The following is a 20554-nucleotide window of genomic DNA, read 5'->3' as shown; positions in this document are numbered from 1 at the left end:
CGGATTTATTTTATTAGTATTTCTCTTTTATTGCCAATTCGTTTTGTGATTCCAGCCATATCGAGAAATTCAAGAAAAGGTATCAGATATTTTCTTGAAAGCCCGGTTATTTTTTTAAAGTCTGCAATGGTTAATATTTTTTTATCTTCTAATTTTATTTTTTTCAGTATCTCTTCAACCCATTGTAAACTTAAAAAGTACTCTTTTTTTATATTAAAAATCTTTTTTTCTTCTATAAGGAAATAAATTAATTTGAAAATTGTTTTTCTGGGAAGGTTAAACTTTTCTTCCAAATTATTTAAATCGGATATTTTGCCTTCCTGGATGTATTTTTCTAATTTCTCTATTAATTTTTTTTCATGTTCCAAAAGAGGAATTTCTGAAATTTTTGAATGGACAAAATCTTTTGAAAGAAATATTCTTTTTTCTTTCTCCAGTTTCTTTAATGCAAGGTCTAAAATAATATCATTTATACTTGGACTTATTTTTTTTCTCAGTACATCCCTTGCAATTTTAAAATCATGGAAATCTTTTTTTGTGAGCTTCGTTACTTTTTCGAATATCTTTTCTTTTATAAAATCTATGCCTTCATTTTTTAATATGAAAAAAGGGGAAAAAGAAATTATTTTGATTACACCCTTTCGTTCTAAATTCGTCAATAATTTTTCCAATTCTTTTTCATTTATTCTTAAAAAAGACCTGATTTCATTTTGAGATACACCATGAATTTTTTTATATTCACATAAGCAAGAGATTAAAGTTTCTTCATCAGCGTTTAAAATGCTTCTCAGAAAATTTATGTATTTCTTTTTCAGGCTGCCTTTTATGAAATTTGAATTTACATTTAATACTTTTATTCTTAATACATTATTATTCAAAAAAATATTGATCTCATCCCCCCACTTAACATTGATTTTCTTATTGACTTTTATCCGAATCAGAATTGGGTTTGCTTTATCGATTATTCTTATATTTGCATGTCTTTTAAATTTAATTTCAGAAATTTCTAATTGGATGGGTATATTTTTTTTGAAAAAAAATTCAATTTTGTCAAAATCATTTAAAATAACAGAGTCAAAAATCATGGGTTTCTTATTTAGAACTACTTTGTTAGAAGTTTTTGTGTAATTTTTTTCCCCAATTCCACAGCAGGTTGATCAAAAGGGTTAACTTCCAGTATTTCGGCAGCATAAATTGTCTGTAATTCGAAGAGAATAAAAAGCTGACCTAAATAAAAAGGTGTAACACAAGGAATTCTTATCGAAAAAGATGGAACAAGGTTTTCCTTTAAGGAAATTTCTGTGCCTATTTTTTCGTTTTTGATTATTTCTGACAAAAACTTATTTTGTAAATAGTCTATCTCAGAATATTCTTCCGTAAAGGTATCTGGTAACCTGAAATCAGTTTTGAATTTTTCAATTTCTAAAAAAGTGAATATTTTATCCTTAGGTCCTTCGATAAACAATTGAAGAAGCGAATGCTGATCTTGCGGCCCCTTTGCTTTTAATGGGGTCTGTCCCCAGTTAATTATATCTCCCTTGGTATTTTTCTCCTTCCCGAGGCTTTCCGCCCATAATTGTGAGTACCAATCAGCTAAATAAAACAGCGAATTTGAATAGGGCATTATCACATGGATAAATTTATTTTTTTCATAAAATAGAATTAAGATTATTGCCGAAAGAAGCGAAAGGTTTTCATTCATATTTTCAGAAATAAGGGAGGGAAATATATATCTTGCGCCATTTATAATTTCATAGGGGTTAATTCCTATGAAAGAAGCAGGCAAAAGACTAGCAGATGAAAGAACTGAAAATCTTCCAGGAATCCATTTAGGAATTTCAAAAAGAGAAATTTTTTCTTTTTTTGCTATTTTTAAAAGAACCCCGTCTGAGGGACAGGAGGTTATTGAAATATTTTTACTATAGCTTTTGCCTGGAAACTTTTTAATAATTTTCTCCATTAAAACCAGAAAGTTAGAAATTGTCTCTAAAGTTTTTCCTGATTTTGACACAAAATTGAAGAATGTATTTTTGATATCTATTGTATCTAAAAGAGAATTTAAATAATCTGGATCTGGATTATCAAGAATAAAGAATCGAGGATAGCGGTTTCTTTCTTTTTTGGAAAGAAGGTTGTAGAAAGCAGGTTTTAAGGCATGAAAGATTGTTTCCGTTCCTAAAGAAGAACCTCCAATTCCCACTAAAACAAAGTCGTTGTATTTTTTTGCTTTTCTCTGAGAAAAATCCCAGATTTTTTTTGCCTCATTCTCCAGGAAAGAGAAATCTAAAAACTTAATTTCTTCTATATTTTTTATAAGGTTTTTTATTTTTTTTCTATGAACATTATATTTTTCTTTTATTTCATTAATGGATAAGCCTGAATTTCCTATGTGGTTTGTAAGGCAGAATTTTATGTCTATGTTTATTTTTTCTTCCATTTTTAATTCAAAGATAAAAGAATTTCCATTTTTTTAAGATCTACGGAAGATAATGTTAAATCCAGCTTCTGCCCCACTTTGAAAGTTCTACCACTCCTCTTTCCTTTTATAGTAAGTTTGCTTTTTGAAATTATGTAATAGTCTCTATCAATATCAGAATAGGGTATTTTACCCTCAATAAAATTTTCATCAAGTATAACCTCAATTCCCCTTGAATTAAACTTGGAAATAGTTCCAGAAAATCTTTCCCCGAGTTTAGATTTTAAATATCTTAAGATTCTCCACTTAGTAAGAAAATTTTCTGCATCATCCCCATTTCTTTCGTTAAAAGAAGACAGGTTGGAAATAGATTTTAATTCCTCAGGCGTGTATTCCTGTTGTTCTGAAATTAAGAAATTTTTTAAAACCCTGTGCATTATTAAATCCGGATATCTTCTTATGGGAGAGGTGAAATGCGTGTAATATTGTTTTGCAAGTCCATAGTGCCCGTAATTTTCATGGGAATATTTTGCAAGCTTTAAAGACTTCAAAATCATCAATTGTAAAAACAAGCTGTTCTCACATTCAGTAACTTTTTTAAGGGCTTTCTGGAACTCATAACTTTGTTTTCCGTTTTTTATGATAGGAATTCCAAAATGCTTTAGATAATTATTCAAATTTTCTAATTTTTTAGCATCTGGTTCCTCATGGATTCTATATATCATCGGGACTTGCATTTTTGAAAGATGAGTTGCAACTGTTGCATTTGCAGTAAGCATAAATTCTTCAATTATTCTTTCACTGCTCAACCTATAATTTATGTCAATTTTAAATATTTTTCCAGCATTGTCTAAGTAAAAGCCCGGCTCAGGAAGGTCAAAATCAAGACTCCCATCTTCCTTTCTCCTGTTCCATAATTTTTCAGCCAATTCATGCATCCATATGATTGTTTTATAAATTTTTGAATATTTTTTTATGAGATTTTTATCACCCTGCAAAATTTTTTCAACATTTTTATAGGTCATTCGGAATTTACTTTTTATAATTGATTGGAAAAACTTCGTTTTCAGGAGTTTGCCTTCTTCATTAAATTCTAAAAAAATGGATAGAGCTAATTTATCTTCATTTGGATTTAAGCTACAGACATTTTCGGATAGTTTTGGTGGTAACATGGGTATCACCTTTTCCGGGAAATAGACGCTCACGCCTCGCTCTAAAGCTTCTTTGTCTAAAAAAGTTCCTTTTTTTACATAATGAGAAACATCAGCAATATGAACGCCCAGGAGATAATTTCCATCCTTAAGTTTTTCCAAAGAGACTGCATCATCAAAATCCTTGGCATCATCCCCATCAATTGTAAATATAATTTTTTCCCTCAGGTCAACCCTTTGTCTCTTGTCTTCATCGCTTATTTCACAATTAATGCCATCGAGCTCTTTAAGAGCAGATTCACTGAGCTCTTTATGTAAATTAAATTCATTTACAACAACTTCAACATCTTTTTGCTTTTCTTCAATGTTTATAATTCTTTTAATTTTAGCTGATTCATTTGAAATGATTTCAGCTTCAACTAACGAGGAATTATCTTTTATGGATTTATTAACAAGTTTGAGAGGGGGGAATTTTTTATCGATGGGAAAAAGATAGAAAGAATCAGCCATTTTTTCTACATACCCATGGATTGAAGTTTTCTTCCTTTTAATTGTCTTGATGACTTTTCCTTCAAAACTACCATTTTTTCCTTTAGTAACAGATATTTCCACCAGGTCTCCATGGATAGCATTTCCTGTATGTTTTCTGGGAATAAAAACTTCTTCTTTTGAGTCTTCAATTGATACAAAGCCATATCCATGGTTTGTACTCAGGAAAATCCCCTTTTGAGTTTTCTGTTTTCCAGTTAATCTAATGTTTTTTCTTGAAACAGAGACTACCTTATTTTTTATCATCTCCCTTAAGGTTTTTCGTAATAAGACGCGTTTTCTTTTGTATGAAAGTTCCTTAAATTTTCTATTTTTTTCAATTTTTTTTATCAGTTTTGAAAAAGATAAATCCTCATTTTTTAGGTAATTTATAATGTCTTGATACATTTATGTATGAAGGGTTAACTTAACTTTTGAGCTATTTCATTGAGGGCTAATTGAAACATTTCAATCCCGCTTAATGGGATTATTATTGAAGATTTTCCTCCTGAAAATTCTATTATTTTTAAAAATTTTCCCCGATGATTTTCTTTTAGATTAAAGATAAATTTCTTATTTTCAATCCTTATAGACTTGTAATATAAATTTTCTTCATTATTCATTGTTATCTCTCCATCGATGTTTGCTAATCATTTTTTGTAAAAGATATTATAAAAATTCTTCCCTGTCAATACGTACTCTTAAAAAAGCAAAAAATTCTACAGGAAATAATTTTATCTCTAATTATAATATTTGATATAATTAATTCTTATAAATGATTGACTTTTGTATGGTTATAAAATAGATAAATAGGAGGCTAAAACACATGAAAAACATCGGCAAATCTTTGTTACTTTTTCTACTTGTCTCTTCGACATTTTTTTTAGGTTTCTGGATGGGAAGAGAAAAGGAAAAAAAGAAAATCCCGAATTTTCAAGAAGACTATGAATATTAAAATAATTTAACATCTGGAGGACAAAATGAATGATTTTGAAAAATTAAAAAAAAGAATTGATTCATTCAAAGAATTGATGATTGATATGCAAATAAAATTAACAGCTATTCCTGCTCTTTCTCCATCAAATGGAGGAGAAGGAGAGTATAGGAAGGCAGAATTTTTAAAAAATTTCCTGAAAGAAATAGGGTTTGATGAAATTAAAGAAATAAATGCTCCTGATCCTGAGGCTTATGGAGGGATAAGGCCAAACCTCGTTGCTTTGTATAGGGGAAAAAGCAGCAAAAAAACCATATGGATTATGACGCACATGGATATCGTTCCTCCTGGAGAGCTTTCTTTATGGACACAGAATCCTTATAAAGCATGGATAGAGAATGGTAAGATATTTGGGAGGGGAGTGGAGGATAATCAACAAGAAATGATAGCTTCCCTTTTTGCAATAAAAGCTCTTAAGGAAGAAAAAATTACTCCAAATTGTAATGTGGGAGCAGTTTTGGTTTCCGATGAAGAAACCGGTAGCGAGAAGGGAATCATATATGTGCTTAAAACTTCTCCCGATATATTCAAAAGAGATGATCTGATAATAGTTCCTGATGCTGGAAACCCAGATGGAACAATGATTGAAGTGGCTGAAAAAAGTATTTTATGGTTGAAATTCAAAGTAATTGGAAAACAAACTCATGGTAGCAGACCCCATACTGGAATAAACAGTTTTAAAGCAGGAGCCAACCTGATCGTTAAATTGGATAATTTGTACGGAGAATTCGGACTCAATAATCCAATTTTTGATCCACCTGTATCAACATTTGAGCCCACAAAGAAAGAGCCCAATGTTCCTAACGTAAACACCATTCCTGGTGAAGATGCATTTTATTTTGATTGTAGAATTCTACCTGAGTTCAGCCTTGAGGATGTTGAAAAGAAAGTCCAGGAATATTGTGAGGAAATCGAGAAAAAGTTTGGAGTAAAGATAAGCTTTTCCAGCGTCCATAGATTGCCATCTGCTCCACCAACTCCTTTAGATGCTCCTGTGGTTCAGGCCCTAAAAAAAGCTATAAAAGATGTGTATGGAAAGGATGCATTTCCTGTAGGTATAGGAGGTGGAACTGTTGCTGCCTATTTTAGAAAAGCAGGGCATTATGTTGCTGTATGGTCAAAGATGGAAGAGATGGCCCATCAGCCGAATGAATATTGTATTTTAGATAATATGGTCGGAGATTCAAAGGTCTATGCCCACCTTTTTCTTCAGGAGTAAATTTGATGGAATACATATTTGTAATTACTACTGTTCCTGATAGAGAGCTGGGAGAGAGGTTAAGTAAAGCAATAGTGGAAAGTAAATTAGCTGCTTGTGTAACAATTTCCTCATCATGCAAGTCTTTTTACTGGTGGGAGAAAAATATCACTGAAGATGAAGAATTCATTCTTTTCATTAAAACAAAGAATTCATTGTATGAAAAGCTCGAAAACAAAATAAAACAACTTCACACTTACAGTATCCCGGAAATAATTTCTTTTAAAATAGAAAAAGGGAATAAAGATTATTTAAAATGGATTGATGAGGTGATTTAGTTTTTTAATTTTTCCATCGATTCATTACAGATTTTTATAGTATTTATATGGATTTCAACAGTATCTTCAACTTTGAAAGCATATCCACCTCCCAGAACTACAGCAACAGGAATATTCAATTTTAAAGCCTCTCCTATTACAAGCCTGTCTCTTTCCATGAGCCCTTCCTTTGTGAGTTCCAATCCGCCCAGCTGATCTTCTTTGTAAGGATCTGCACCTGCAACATAGATTATTATTTCTGGCATTAATTCTTTATAAAGTTTTGGAAAATAATTTCTGAGTATGTTTAAATATTTTTCATCACCTTCCCCTGAATATAGTTCAACATCGATGTCGCTTTTTTCTTTGATGGCTGGGTAGTTGTCACCCTGATGGATTGAAAAAGTGAAAATGTCTACGTCTTTTTTAAAAATGGCTGCAGTTCCATTTCCCTGATGAACATCGCAATCAACAACCATTCCTTTTTTGATTAACCCTTCTTTTTTTAATTTAAGAAGAGCAATTGCAATGTCATTTAAAGCACAAAAACCTTCACCGTGGTCAGCAAAAGCATGGTGGAATCCTCCTCCTATATGAAAACCAACTCTATTTTTTAAAGCTAATTTTGATGTTAAAATCGTGCCTCCAGATGTATATAAGAACCAATCGGATAGAGATTTATCATATGGAAGTTCTAATCTTATGATATCATTTACAGTTAACAGTCCATTTTTTAATTTATTCAGCCATTCTGAAGTATGAGCTAAAAGAATATCTTCATCAAAAGGCAGATCTGGCTCAATAAAATTATCGATTTTTACTAAATCTTCTTTGATAAGCCTCTCTTTTATCATTTTAAATTTTTGAACAGGAAAAACATGGGAGCCGATGTCTGCCCAATATTTTTCTGAATAAACAAGTGGAAACATCAATTTATTTTTATACTTATAAAAGTTTTCCATCTTTTGGTCTCTTAATATTTTAATTCTTTTAAAGAATGTGTCAAGGAGGTGTGGTATAATCTTTAACTGTGAGTGAAATTACTATTCTGACTCGAATAACTGGGCTTTTTGGCATTAGATTCCCGATAATTAAAGGGGGATGAGATAGAAGCAGGTCAGGCAGCTGGGATGATAGACAGCATTCTCTCTGTTTCGGAGGTTATAGAAAAAATCGTCAACGAATATTTTAAGGTTAAGGCCAATCTTCCTTAAATCTCAAGCAAACAATGCAATAGTGCCTCCAGTATGCCAGAAGAGGATGTTTTCGTTTGATTTAAATTTTCCTTTTCTTATCAAGTCTATTACAGCAGCCATTGCCTTGCTCGTGTATACCGGGTCAAGAAATATTCCTTCTTTTTTTGCAAGAAGCGAAAGAGCTTCGTTTGATTCAGGTGTCGGAATTTCGTACCCCTCTCCTATGTATTCCTCAAGAATTGTAATATCTTCAGAGGAAATTTTTTGTTTCATGTTGAGCTCTTCAAAAAGTGGATTTGCCACATCTATTATATATCTTTTGATTTCATCTGCAGGGTCATCCGGGCTAACTCCAATCAGTTTTATGTTATTTAGCTTATAAAGACATTTTCCAACTTCCATTCCTGCATGGGTCCCTCCAGAGGAGGAGGAAAAAAATATATAGTCTATTTTTAAATCCATTTTTCTTAATTGGTGAGCCAACTCTCCCATTGCTTTTACATATCCCAATGATCCAACAGGAATCGATCCCCCGAGGGGAATTTGATATACATTTTTACCTCTGCTCTGGAGTTCTTCTGCAATTTCTTTCATTTTTACTGGTCTTTCAGGCCTTGTATCTACATAATGAATTTCAGCTCCCAGCATATTATTTAATAATGCATTTGCAGTTGGTTTTTCCTGGGGCTTTCCATTTAATACCAAAATACATTTCAACCCGAGTTTAGCACAGAACATAGCAGTGGCTCTTGCATGATTTGATTGCAAAGGACCTATGGTAATTACAGTATCAGCTTTTTTCTTTAAGACATCGTACATTAAGTATTCTAACTTTCTTACTTTATTTCCACTTATCGTCATCCCAGTATAATCATCCCTTTTTATGAACAATTTTACTGGAGATTTAAGCTCTTCTCTTAAGTTTTTTAATTCTTCAATTGGGGTGGGATAAAAGCCAAATTTAAGATGGGGTATATTCTCAAATTTTTTAATCGACGAAGATTTTGGGGGAAAGAAGAAAGAAATATTGTTATTTATCATTAAAGGACTGGAATAAGTGGCTGTTATCCCTCCGGCGACTAATTTAAAAAAAGACCTCCTTGTTATTTTCATTTTATATTCTCTCACTACTCTTTTGAACTCTCTAAGAATGAAATAAGTTTTTTTGCCCTGGCAGGATGTCTTATTTTTCTAAGAGCCTTTGCTTCAATCTGTCTTATTCTTTCTCTCGTAACTTTAAATATTTGACCAACTTCTTCTAAGGTGTGCTCGTTTCCATCTCCCAATCCAAACCTCATTTTTAAAACCGTTGCCTCTCTTGGAGTTAGAGTTTTTAAAACATGCTCTATTTGCTCTTTTAAGCTCATCTGGATTACTGCCTCTGGAGGAGAAGGAATGGCCTGATCTTCTATAAAATCACTTAAATGACTGTCCTCCTCCTCTCCAATTGGAGTCTCTAAAGATATGGGCTCCTGGGCAATTTTTAAAATTTTTCTTACCTTGCTAACGGGCAGATCCATTTTTTTTGCAATTTCTTCACAGGAGGGTTCCCTTCCTAATTCCTGAACAAGGTTCCTTGAAACTCTCACAAGTTTATTTATTGTCTCTATCATATGGACTGGTATTCTAATAGTTCTTGCTTGGTCAGCGATAGCTCTTGTTATTGCCTGTCTGATCCACCAGGTTGCATAGGTTGAGAATTTGTACCCTCTTTTGTATTCAAATTTTTCCACTGCTTTCATCAATCCGAAGTTTCCTTCCTGAATTAAATCAAGAAATTGGAGTCCTCTATTTGTGTATTTTTTTGCTATTGATACCACAAGTCTTAAGTTGGATTCGACCAATTGTTTCTTTGACTCATCTACTACATGCTTCCCCCTTTCTATATCTCTTATAACTTTTCGAAGTTCATTGGCTTTCAACCCGATTTCTTTCTCTTTTTTCTTAATCTGGTTTTCTATTTTTTTTATTTCTTTTTTTAATTTATCTTTTTCTGTTCTATTTCTGGTAGCATCTGCTTTTTCAATTAATTTTTGTTTTTTTTCTTCAATCTTTTTAAAATCTCGTTCCACATCTCTTAATTTTTCAATGAATAAATCTTTGTATTCTGGCAGAAAATCAATCTCTTTTATTATATCTGTAATGGTAACAAGAAGTCTTCCAACTGTAAATTTCTTTTTTTTGCCCTTTAAAGCCTGGATTCCTTTCCATAGGTGTTTCAACCGTTTAAGTTTAGATCGAATATCATTCTTTATTTGATTCAACTTGTATTCTGTAATTTCTTCTCCATTTAAATCGATTACTTCATCTATTGGTGAGTTTTTTAAAGTAATTTTCTCAAGAAGATTAATGACTTCCTTTAGAATTATCGGGGTCCTTGAGAGAGCTTTTATTACTGACTTTTCTCCCTTTTCAATTTTTTTTGCGATTTCTACTTCTCCCTCCCTTGTTAATAAAGGAACTCCACCCATTTCCTTAAGATAAAGCCTTACAGGATCACTTACTTTTTCCAATGCTTCAGGTTCTCCAGTTTTTTTAAATTCTTTTGGATGTTCTTCCTGGATTTCTTCGGTTGATTCCTGCTCTAATTCTCTGAACTTCTCTTCAGTTTCATAAACCTTGATCCCGTAAGAATCTATCATGCTTATTAAGCTATCTATATCTTCCTGAGAATCGAACTCTGAAGGAAGTATATGGCTCATATCATCATAGAGAAGATAGCCTTTTTCTTTGCCTAATTCTATCAGCTGTTTTATTTCATCTTCATACTTATGTTCCATGTATTAATGATTCACCTCTTTTTTATTTGATAGGTTTATAATTTTTTTAGTTATTTCTTGTTTCAAATTTAATAAGCTAAGCAATGAATTTTTATCTTTTCTCAGCTCGCATTCTTTGATTTTTCGCTGGATTTCTTTTAGATTGTTTTCTAAAATCATTCTTTGGAGAATTAAAAAACATTCATTTATATTTTCAGACTGTTCGATTTTGTCCTCTGAAAGAAGAAGGTTATAAAGAATATCTTTGCTATCTTTGTCCAACAACTCGTTGATTTGAGAAATATCCAAAGTCCGATTTTTCTCAAACACAGAAATTATTGCTTTTAATATTTCTTTACTTTTGAAATTGTCTAAGTTCATTTCAGAAATTTTCTTGATAATCTCGCCTGAATTATCCTTATTCAAAATAGCTGTGGAAATAATTATTTTTTCCGCGTAAGTAATTTCATCCTGCTTTTTTAATACAGAATCTCGATTTCTTTTTTCCTTGAAATACATCATAAGCGTTTCTTCATCTATTGAGGAATAAGAACTAAGCTCTTTAATGTACTCTCCCCTCAATAACCAATCCGGGATTTTTTCTATTATCTCTAAGACTTTCCTTATTATTGAAATTCTTTTTTCGAGAGAATCTGAATTTTTATAATTAAAGGAATGCTTCATCAGAAATTCTATGGATGAAACTGAATTCTCGATGGCTTTTTTAAATTCTCCAGCTCCGTATTTATTTATAAATTTATCTGGGTCTGTGCCTTCCTCTATTAGGATTATTCTTGGGATTAAACCAATTTCAAATATTATCGGAAGGGCCCTTATCGTCGCCTGAACCCCGGCTTCATCCCTATCATAGCATACATAAATCTTATCTGTAAACCTTTTTATCAAGGAAACCTGTTCAGGTGTAAGACTTGTTCCAAGAGATGCAAGGGCATTTTTAAATCCATTACTGTAAATCGATATTAAATCAAAATATCCTTCCACCAATATTACATATTCCTTCTCTTTTATAGCTTTTTTTGCTAAATCCAACCTGAAAAGGTTTCTTCTTTTTGAGTAAAGAGGTGTTTCTGGAGAGTTAAGGTATTTTGGATTTTCTTCAGAGATTGCCCTTCCTCCGAATCCTACTACATTTCCTATTTCATTTTTAATCGGGAATATTATCCTCCCTTTGAACCTATCCATATAATCATTAGACGCAGGAACTATAAGTCCTGATTTTAGAAGGAGATCCATAGGAGTGGACATTTTTTTGAAGATATTTACCAGGAAATAAGGATTCTTTGAAGCGTATCCAATCTGAAATTCTTCTATAGTGTTTTTTGATATACCTCTTTTTTCAAGATATTTAAGGGCTTCTTTTCCTTCAGCTGAGTTGAAAAGGGTATTTTGGAAAAGTTTCAGTGCCTGAGAATTTATTTTTAAGATATCATCTTCTAATTTTTTCAAACCCGAATATCCAGCTTTTTTTTCTAATGGAATATTGTATTTTTTTGCAAGAAATTCTACAGCTTCAGTAAAGCTTAGTTTTTCCTTTTCAACGATAAGAGTAAAAACATCTCCTCCTGCTCCGCATCCAAAGCAATGGTAAAGAGATTTTTCCTGATCTACTGTAAAAGAAGGAGTTTTTTCTGAGTGAAATGGACAAAGACCTACATATCTCCTTCCACTTCTTTTTAGGGTTGTGTAATTAGATGCTATTTCAACTATATCGGATATCGCTTTAATTTTTTCGATTAAATCCATTTAATAGTGAAAATATCATTTATAATATAATATTTATTTTTTTAATTGTCAAGGTACACCTGGCTCCCTATTCCCGCGAGAGAAATTCTCTAAACAAAAGAGAACTCCGTCTGTTGCAATTGAAGCAGAAAAGTAAGAAGCAGAGAGAACCTATCATGGATTTAGAGGATATATACCCATGGTTGCTTATTTGGCTGAAAACGGTTTATCTCTCTATGATGAATTCAGGTAGGGTAATATTTCTCCTTGAATGTTTAGAGTCAAACATTATATTTACTATTGCTGCTGATCAAAGTAAAGCTGCACTTCAAACTATCTTCTTTCGGGTAGATTATTTTTGAAGAAAATCGAAATATTGACAACATGGATATTTGAGATTACACTTTTATGCTCGTAGCTAAAGGGAGAATGAGAATAGAGGGAAAAAAAGAAGATCATCTTAGCTGGGTTAATTAAATTCTTATAATCTTAAAGACAGAAAGGAGGATGTATGGAGAAGGGACTTACTGCTGGAGGATGGATATTCTTAATCTTTGGGTGGGGGATTGCAATCTTCCTATCTATCTATTCATTTTTCAATGTCCTGAGAAAAGGCAAAAAAGTCAAATAGAAAGGAGAGAACAATGGAAAGAGAAAGGTGGGGAACGAGGATTGGATTGATACTGGCCATGGCTGGAAATGCCATAGGACTGGGAAATTTCTTGAGATTTCCTGTAAAGGCAGCAGCCAATGGTGGAGGAGCCTTCATGATCCCCTACTTTACAGCCTTCCTTCTTTTAGGTATTCCCCTTATGTGGGTTGAATGGGGGATTGGCCGTTATGGCGGAAAGCATGGCCATGGAACAGCTCCAGGAATGTTCCATGTTCTATGGAGAAACCCCATCTCCAAATATCTGGGCGTCTTGGGTGTGATTCTTCCTTTTACTATTGTAATCTATTATGTCTTCATTGAATCCTGGACCTTAGGCTTTGCATATTTTTCAGCCACTGGAAAATACTTCGGAAATCAAACCAGAGAACTCATGGGCCAGTTTCTAAGAGGATATCAGGGTATTGAGCAGAATCAATTTTTTACAAGTCTTTTTCCTGCTCTGATATTTTTCATTATCACCTTTGCCATAAATTTCTACTTCCTCTACAGAGGAATTTCCAAAGGTATTGAGGTTTTGGCCAAGATAGGGATGCCCTTATTGTTCATTTTAGCTCTTATCCTTGTTATAAGGGTTCTTACCTTAGGAACCCCCAATCCTGAGCACCCTGACTGGAACATTGCCAATGGAATGGGATTCATCTGGAACCCTGGTTTTTCCAGACTGACAGAGGCCAATATATGGTTAGTGGCAGCAGGTCAGATATTCTTCACCTTAAGTCTTGGTGCGGGGCTCATCCATACCTATGCCAGTTATATCAGAGAGCAGGATGATATTGTGCTTTCAGGATTGGCCACATCCTCCACCAATGAATTTGCAGAGATAGTCTGTGGAGGAACCATTGCCATTCCTGCAGCAGTAGCCTTTTTTGGACTAGCAGAGACCCAGATCATCGCCCAGGGTGGAGCCTTTGATCTTGGATTCCAATCCCTTCCTGTCATATTCCAGAAGATCCCCTTGGGCCAACTCTTTGGTGCTCTCTGGTTCTTTCTCCTTTTCATTGCTGGAATCACCTCCTCAGTGGCTTTGACCCAACCTGCCATAGCCTTTCTCCAGGATGAGCTAAAATGGAAAAGATCCAAGGCTGTGATTGTAGCCATGTCTGTATTATTTGTTTCCACCCTTTGCGTTATCTTCTTTTTCAAATATGGATTCTTAGATGAGCTGGACTTCTGGGCAGGAACCTTTGGTTTAGTGGTATTTTCTGTTACAGAGATCATCATCTTTGCCTGGATCTTTGGAATGGATAAGGCATGGAATGAGATTCACAAAGGAGCAGATATCCGCATTCCCAGATTTTTCTACTTTATAATGAAATATATTACACCCCTCTATCTTCTTATTCTCTTGGGAGCATGGACCTATCAAGAGGCCTATAAAAAATTCTTTATGATTGGTGAGGATCCTTTAAGAAAGTCCTATCTCTGGGGAGCCAGGGGGATGATTGCGATATTTATTATTGTCGTTTCTATCCTCGTCTGGAAGGTATGGAAGAGAAGGGAGAAGGAGACTTAATCCTTATTATTTATATTTGTCTATAATTTCCCTTTAGGTTTTTAATTCCTCGAGTCCTCCAATAGAGATAAGCCGGGATTCCAATTCCTATTAGTAGAAGTCCTTTTATAGAGTTTAGAGGATCGCCAATGATTATATACACAATAAAAAATAGGGCAATTGCAATATAAATAAGAGGGAGGAATGGGTAGAATAATACTTTGTATGGTCTCTGGAGATCTGGTCTTCTATATCTCAGGATTATGAGCCCTCCCACTGTCATGGAATTAAAAAGAAGGGAGGCGAATGCTGTATAAGTAAGAAGGTCGTTGTATGTGCCTGAAATGGAAAGAATGGAAGACCATATCCCCTGATAAATTAATGATACATGAGGAGTTTTATACTCTCTATGGAGGAATGAAGCTTTTTTAAAAAATAATCCATCCCTGGCCATTGCGTAGTATAATCTCGGCCCAGCAAGTATAAGTCCATTCACACATCCAAAAGTAGATATAAGGATAGCAATTGTTATAAACACAAGGCCAGGTTGAGCCAAAATTGATTCTGCTACAGATGCTCCTATTCTGTTCTCAGGAACGATAGCCATTTTATCTATCGGGATGATAAAAAGATATGCCATTGTTGTGAGTGTATATATTAAAGTAACTGCTCCAGTACCAAAGAACATGGAAAGTGGTATATTTTTATGAGGATTCCTGACTTCCTCAGCAACAAAGGTAACAGTATACCAGGCATCATAGGCAAAAAGAGCTTTGCTCATGGCGACTGCTAATGCTGCAAAAAGTCCCATTGAAATTGAACCTGGCAGAACAGGTTTCACCAATGGAATAAAGTTCTGAAAAGAACCTTTTCCTATTAAAAAAGCTGATAAAATTAGGAGTAATATTGCTCCAACTTTTGAGAATGTAAAAACATTCTGAATCAAAGCTCCAGATTTAACTCCAAGAATATTTAAATAAGTTAATATTCCAATACAGATTATTGAGGCTAATTGGGCAGAAGAAAAAATAAAATTCTGACCAAAAAGAGATAAAGTAAAAATAGCTTTTTCTTCACCGATAAAAGGTAAAAATACTCCAAGAAATTTTGAAAAAGCAATTGCAACAGCTGCTATAAATCCGCTCTGTATTACAAGAAAAAGGGTCCATCCATAAAGAAACCCCCATATAGGAGAATATGCCTCTTTTAAAAATACATACTGGCCTCCAGCTCTTGGAAATGATGATGCCAGTTCGCCATAGCTTAAGGCACCAAATACAGTAAGGATACCTCCGATCAACCACAAGAAAATAAGAATTCCTGGTGTTTGTATGTACCCTGCCATTAAAGATGGAGCGATAAATATTCCAGAGCCAATCATTGACCCTATAACAATGTTTGTAGCATCCACCACTCCCAATCCTTTTACAAATTCAACTTGATTGTAATTATTCTCTATTTTCTTCCCCATCCTTTCCTCTCCATGATGATATGTTATTTTATATAACACAAGATTTCTGTTAAGAAAAGATAATTTCCCGTTTCTTTTCTACCAATTGTCTCCTTATTATGTATATCACAAAATTTGACATAGAGCCTTAGATGACTTGACTTTATCTTTTTTTAATGCTAAAAAAATAAATATGAAAAATAAGGTGGCCAAGAAAAATTAAGAATTGAAAGGAGGGAAGAAAATGACAAAACTTTTAAAACAATTAATAATGATTACAATTTTTTCTTTGATGATATTGAATCTTTCTATTTTATTTAACACTAACAGTTCAAAATCAGCTTCTGCTCAAGTTGTTCCTCTGATGCCGTGCGGAGGAGACCCAAATTTACAACCTACAGGACATTGGGAATGTTATTATTATGGTCCGCCTGACCAGCTCACCTGCTGGTGTTATTGTTTTGAAGGAGGAAACGATTGTTGTCCGGATTACGATCCAGCTCTTGAGTGTTAAATTCAAAAGTTAGTAGGCCACCTTATTTTTTTCAAAATATGAAAGTGATAAAAGTTCTAATTTCTTTATTATTTTTATTATTTCTAAATATCAAAGATATAAAAAGCAATAATAAATTATTTAAGAATTTTTTTAAAAAAGTTGAAATTATAAATTTACAACAGAATAGAGAAATTCAATTAAGTTCAATAGTAAAATTGAGAATAGATGAATCTGATAATATTTGGATAATAGATGCTAGAAATAGAAACATAAAAAAATTTGACAAGAAAGGAAATTTAACTGACTCATTCGGTAGAAGAGGAAAAGGTCCTGAAGAATTTGAATTTCCTATAGGAATTTATGTAGATAAGAATTATGTATATGTGTGCGATTTAGGTCTTAGGGTTGTTAAAAAATTTAACCGAAACAATAAAAAACTTATAAGAAGCTTTTATATAGGAAGTTGTAGAGATATAAAGGTAAATTCTAAGAATGAAATTTTTATTGCGGGGTTTCACTATATAAAAGAAAAAGAAGGTTTTTTCATAAGAAAATTCAATCATAATGGAATATTAATAAACTCATTCTTATCCCCTAATGAAAAATTTTATAAACTTAATATGAGACTGGCAGATGCATTTTTTGATTTTGATAAAGAAGAAAATATATTCGCGGCGTTAGCGATAACTTATGAAATTTATAAATTCAATGCTGATGGGAAATTACAAAATGTAATAAAAAATCCTAACAGTAAATATATTTTTCCTCCAGATAAACTTCCTGAGTATTCAAGATTTCCATCAATAATGAGAGAGTGGTATAAAAAATGGAGCTACATAGACAATATTTTAGTACTGAAAAACAAAATATTAATAATCTCTTTTATTCTCTATGATAAAAGAAAATATTCAATCGATATTTTTGACAAAGATGGAAAACTTATTGCACAGAATATTCTGACTTCCCATAGGCTTATGAGTAAGGATACAGAAGATAACTTATATTTTCATTCAAACCAATTTTCAAATAGGGATGAGAGAAAATATGAAATTGGAAAATATAAAATTTTGTTAAAAAAATAAAAGAGAACAAATTGAAATACCCAAGCTTCAAAAAAATAATTTATTTTCTTTCAGTAATTTTTATAATTTTAAACATAAATCTTTTAATAAAAAATAAAGAACTTAGGAATAATATAAAAAAATACTCCATTCTCTATAATGTGATTATAATTTCTCATGATATATTTAACTCATTTTCTATTGATATCAGTACAATTGAATTTCTTGGCACATCTTTTCCAAAAGATACATTAGAAGAAAATTCAAACTCATCCAATTCAAAATTTCTCTTTGTAATTTTTTTCACATTAAAAGATTGTCCAGCCTGTTTGGAAGAAGCCTCAGTATGGGAGAAAATCCACAGGAAATACAAATTTATAAAAGTTATTGGGATTTCACATACTGATAATATGGAAGAACTGAAACTTTTTAAGCAAGAATTTAAAATAGACTTTCCTATTATTAAAAAACCTGATTTATTTAAACAATTTAAGATAAGAAGGAGTCCTTTAAAATTTTTTATTGATCCTAAAGGAGTCATATTGTTTATTGATGGTCCTCATAGTATCCAAGAAGATCAGGTTAAATTAATAAAATTGATGGAAAAGCTAGTTCAAATTTATTCTTGATAATTTTAAAAAGGAATATTTTTTTCTTGAAGAGAATCAATAATAAAAAATTTTTAATTTATATAAAAAATTTTTATAATTAAAATAAAAAGGGAAAATTTGAAAGTGATTAAAAGATTATTTTTTATCATCTTTTTAATTATTATAATAAGTGATTTTGTAAGTGCCCAAAGAATTAAATATGAATCAGGTAATGTCGATTTCCTTTTAGACCTTGTGAATGGATATCTAAACCTTGGAATGGTCGATGAAGCAATAGATATTTTAAAAAAATTAAAAGATTCTTTTCCAATGAATTATGATATTGACCTTTTTTTAGGAATTTCATTTTATCTGAAAAAAGATTTCGAATCAGCTTTTAAAGAGTTTCTTAAGATTGAAGATGAAATTGAGCTTGAGAAAAGATTAAGAGGTCCTATATATGTTGATAAAGAAGGAAGATCCTGGGTAGAAAGTTTTCCTCAATTAAGAAAGAGAAGATTTCATTTATCTGATAAAAATATTTCTCTTCTCTACATGGGAAGAGGATTAACACTAAGGAAGAAAGGAGATTACAAAACAGCAGAGAAAAAACTCTTATCAGCATTAAAAGCTGGATACAATGAATTGGATACAAGGTATCTTCTTCTTGATATATATGTATATATCAAGGATTATAAAAAAGCTTATGAAAACTTTAAAAGAATTTCTTCAATTAAAAAAGAAAAGGACGAAATAGATTATTTTATAGAAGGCTATCTTCTTTATTACTCAGAAAAAGAAAAAGAAGCATTGGATTCTCTCCATGATGCTTTGAAGATAAACCCTAATTTTTTAGAAGCAAAGAAAAATGAAGGATGTATACTTTATAACAAAGGTGATTATGAAAAATCTATAAATACATGGGAAGAAGCTCTAAAGATTTCTCCAGATGATTTAGATTCAAAGAGAAACATGGGAAGAGCATACTTTCACCTTGGAAAAGTAGATAGAGCAAAAGAGGAGTTTGAGAAATTAGGAATAAAGATTTCTCCAAAAGATTACTCCCCTAAAAAAATTCCTCTTTTTTTCATTGGTTTAGAGTCAAAAATAAAATTTGGAACAATTTATGAGATAGACTTTGAAAGACTTCTACAGCATGGAATAGATTTAGATAACTTAAAACACTACAACATCAAACCTTCTATGCTCCTCCCTTTACTAAATGAAAGAGCAATACTTAAAGTAAGAGAGGGAAAAATAGATGAGGCTATAAAGATTTTAACCTATTCAACTCAAATTGATAGAGGATGTTTTTACATAAACTACAACCTAGGTCAGTTGCATTTTATGAAGAATCAACTCCTCAAAGCTAAAAATTATGCTTTAATTGCAATTGAAACTAAAAAGGATTTCTTTGAGGCCCATGACCTTTTAGGAAACATATACTTTAGAGAGGGAAATTTCTCTAAATCAGAAGAGGAGTATAGAAAAACAGTTGAGATCTCTGAGAAAGATCCCCTGGCCCATTATAACTTAGGATGTGCATACTTTGCTCTAAATGAGTTTGATAAATCAGAGGAGGAATGGAGAAAAGCGATAGAGTATGATTTACCCAAAATCTCAAAAAAAGAAATGAAAGAAAAATTCATAGAGGAAGGACTGAGTGTATCTTTGATTGTCCACAAAGAATCTATATCCTACAGAGCCCATATTTCCCTTTCCTCCCTCTACATAAAAAAAGACAAAATATCTAAGGCTATAGAAGAGCTTGAGGAAGCAATTGAACTTGAGCCTAACAACCCTGAAGCTTACTTTGATTTAGGTAAGATTTACTATGATAGAGATGAAAATGATAAAGCTATATTCTTCCTTGAAAAGCACATCAGCCTGGGTGGGAAAAATCAGGAGGAGGCTTTTAAATTAATCAAAGATTTAAAGACTGAAGATTTATTTCCATATCTTTGAAAGAATCCACTGTCTTGGAACAGGTTCTTTTTGAATTGAAAACTCTTTTTCCTTTGAATCAATCTGATTCTTGCCTTTAAGAAGAGAAACACTTAATTTGTATTTTCCGGGTGAGAATTTCTCAAGGGAGAGTGATTCAAATATGTTTAAAAGAGAAGGTGTATCCGAGATGTCTACATCTTTTCTCCACAGGATCTTCTCAGAGTTTTCTATCTTAAGCACTAATTTTACATTCTCCTCATAACCTTCTTTTTTCTTTATCTGGGTGAATATGATGAGTTTATCCTTTTGGGAGAATATGTTTTCAATTGAAGGGTATATCCTTGATTGATCTATCTTAAAAGGTTTTTTTACATCTTCTTCAGAATCTTTCTTTAAATCATATCCTAAAATCACTGGGGAGTGCACCCCTTGCATAGGACAAAAAAATAAGACACTATCTATGTAAGGAGGCAGCAAGTGTCTGGTAAAAAAAGAGTATTTAGCCCTGAATTTAAGCTTCAGGTTATTCAGGAAGCTGAAGCC

18 protein-coding genes are annotated in these 20554 nt (G+C 32.4%); 8 read left to right on the top strand and 10 right to left on the bottom strand.

Features of this window, described 5'->3' with window-relative positions; all coding sequences use genetic code 11:
• Positions 1–5 precede the first annotated feature (5 nt).
• The 4 genes from AB1410_04595 to AB1410_04580 are packed head-to-tail and all read right to left on the bottom strand — an operon-like array spanning position 6 to position 4718.
• Complete coding sequence (locus AB1410_04595) at positions 6–1085, bottom strand: SelB C-terminal domain-containing protein (protein MEW6455978.1); 1080 nt, start codon at positions 1083–1085, stop codon at positions 6–8.
• Between the two features lie 17 nt (positions 1086–1102).
• Positions 1103–2437 (bottom strand): glucose-6-phosphate isomerase, encoded by a 1335-nt coding sequence (locus tag AB1410_04590; GenBank protein ID MEW6455977.1) that lies wholly within the window; start codon positions 2435–2437, stop codon positions 1103–1105.
• A 2-nt stretch (positions 2438–2439) separates the two neighbouring features.
• Positions 2440–4503, bottom strand: coding sequence for a ribonuclease R (gene rnr / locus AB1410_04585; protein ID MEW6455976.1), 2064 nt, complete (start codon positions 4501–4503; stop codon positions 2440–2442).
• Between the two features lie 14 nt (positions 4504–4517).
• Positions 4518–4718 carry a DNA-binding protein gene (locus AB1410_04580; GenBank protein MEW6455975.1) on the bottom strand — a complete coding sequence of 67 codons (201 nt, stop codon included), beginning with the start codon at positions 4716–4718 and terminating at the stop codon, positions 4518–4520.
• Between the two features lie 203 nt (positions 4719–4921).
• Between AB1410_04580 and AB1410_04575 the strand changes: the two genes are divergently transcribed.
• Genes AB1410_04575 through cutA form a run of 3 tightly spaced genes read left to right on the top strand, consistent with a single transcriptional unit; the run spans position 4922 to position 6625 of the window.
• A complete protein-coding gene (locus tag AB1410_04575; protein MEW6455974.1) occupies positions 4922–5050 on the top strand; it encodes a hypothetical protein in 129 nt (42 codons plus the stop codon).
• A gap of 25 nt (positions 5051–5075) precedes the next feature.
• Positions 5076–6308 carry a M20 family metallo-hydrolase gene (locus tag AB1410_04570; GenBank protein MEW6455973.1) on the top strand — a complete coding sequence of 411 codons (1233 nt, stop codon included), beginning with the start codon at positions 5076–5078 and terminating at the stop codon, positions 6306–6308.
• A gap of 5 nt (positions 6309–6313) precedes the next feature.
• Positions 6314–6625, top strand: a complete 312-nt coding sequence (gene cutA, locus AB1410_04565; GenBank protein MEW6455972.1) for a divalent-cation tolerance protein CutA — start codon at positions 6314–6316, stop codon at positions 6623–6625.
• Here cutA and AB1410_04560 read toward each other — a convergent pair.
• The 4 genes from AB1410_04560 to dnaG form a co-directional block, all read right to left on the bottom strand.
• Positions 6622–7566 carry a histone deacetylase gene (locus tag AB1410_04560; GenBank protein MEW6455971.1) on the bottom strand — a complete coding sequence of 315 codons (945 nt, stop codon included), beginning with the start codon at positions 7564–7566 and terminating at the stop codon, positions 6622–6624. The two genes, cutA and AB1410_04560, sit on opposite strands and share 4 nt — an antisense overlap.
• A gap of 255 nt (positions 7567–7821) precedes the next feature.
• A complete protein-coding gene (locus tag AB1410_04555; GenBank protein MEW6455970.1) occupies positions 7822–8913 on the bottom strand; it encodes a D-cysteine desulfhydrase family protein in 1092 nt (363 codons plus the stop codon).
• Positions 8914–8927: 14 nt separating this feature from the next.
• Positions 8928–10580: an RNA polymerase sigma factor RpoD gene (rpoD, locus tag AB1410_04550; protein MEW6455969.1), complete on the bottom strand. Its 1653-nt coding sequence runs from the start codon at positions 10578–10580 to the stop codon at positions 8928–8930.
• 3 nt (positions 10581–10583) lie between these two features.
• A complete protein-coding gene (gene dnaG, locus AB1410_04545) occupies positions 10584–12323 on the bottom strand; it encodes a DNA primase (GenBank protein ID MEW6455968.1) in 1740 nt (579 codons plus the stop codon).
• Positions 12324–12946: 623 nt separating this feature from the next.
• Between dnaG and AB1410_04540 the strand changes: the two genes are divergently transcribed.
• On the top strand, positions 12947–14488 hold the full coding sequence (locus AB1410_04540) for a sodium-dependent transporter (GenBank protein ID MEW6455967.1): 1542 nt from the start codon (positions 12947–12949) through the stop codon (positions 14486–14488).
• A gap of 10 nt (positions 14489–14498) precedes the next feature.
• On the opposite strand, the gene AB1410_04535 is transcribed toward AB1410_04540, so the two are convergent.
• Complete coding sequence (locus AB1410_04535; protein MEW6455966.1) at positions 14499–15938, bottom strand: amino acid permease; 1440 nt, start codon at positions 15936–15938, stop codon at positions 14499–14501.
• Between the two features lie 223 nt (positions 15939–16161).
• On the opposite strand from AB1410_04535, the gene AB1410_04530 reads away from it, so the two are divergent.
• The 4 genes from AB1410_04530 to AB1410_04515 all read left to right on the top strand — a co-directional run bounded on the left by AB1410_04530 (position 16162) and on the right by AB1410_04515 (position 20029).
• Positions 16162–16431 carry a hypothetical protein gene (locus AB1410_04530; protein MEW6455965.1) on the top strand — a complete coding sequence of 90 codons (270 nt, stop codon included), beginning with the start codon at positions 16162–16164 and terminating at the stop codon, positions 16429–16431.
• A gap of 44 nt (positions 16432–16475) precedes the next feature.
• Positions 16476–17495 carry a 6-bladed beta-propeller gene (locus tag AB1410_04525; GenBank protein MEW6455964.1) on the top strand — a complete coding sequence of 340 codons (1020 nt, stop codon included), beginning with the start codon at positions 16476–16478 and terminating at the stop codon, positions 17493–17495.
• 11 nt (positions 17496–17506) lie between these two features.
• Positions 17507–18103 (top strand): TlpA disulfide reductase family protein, encoded by a 597-nt coding sequence (locus AB1410_04520; protein MEW6455963.1) that lies wholly within the window; start codon positions 17507–17509, stop codon positions 18101–18103.
• Between the two features lie 105 nt (positions 18104–18208).
• Positions 18209–20029 carry a tetratricopeptide repeat protein gene (locus AB1410_04515; GenBank protein ID MEW6455962.1) on the top strand — a complete coding sequence of 607 codons (1821 nt, stop codon included), beginning with the start codon at positions 18209–18211 and terminating at the stop codon, positions 20027–20029.
• Here AB1410_04515 and AB1410_04510 read toward each other — a convergent pair.
• Positions 20012–20554: hypothetical protein (locus tag AB1410_04510; protein ID MEW6455961.1), on the bottom strand; the 543-nt coding region annotated here is incomplete at its 5' end. The genes AB1410_04515 and AB1410_04510 overlap by 18 nt on opposite strands.

Source organism: Acidobacteriota bacterium (assembly GCA_040756905.1).
Lineage (GTDB): Bacteria > Acidobacteriota > Aminicenantia > JBFLYD01 > JBFLYD01 > JBFLYD01.
The sequence above is the reverse complement of the archived record's forward strand: the minus strand, read 5'-3'. Positions and strand labels throughout refer to the sequence as shown.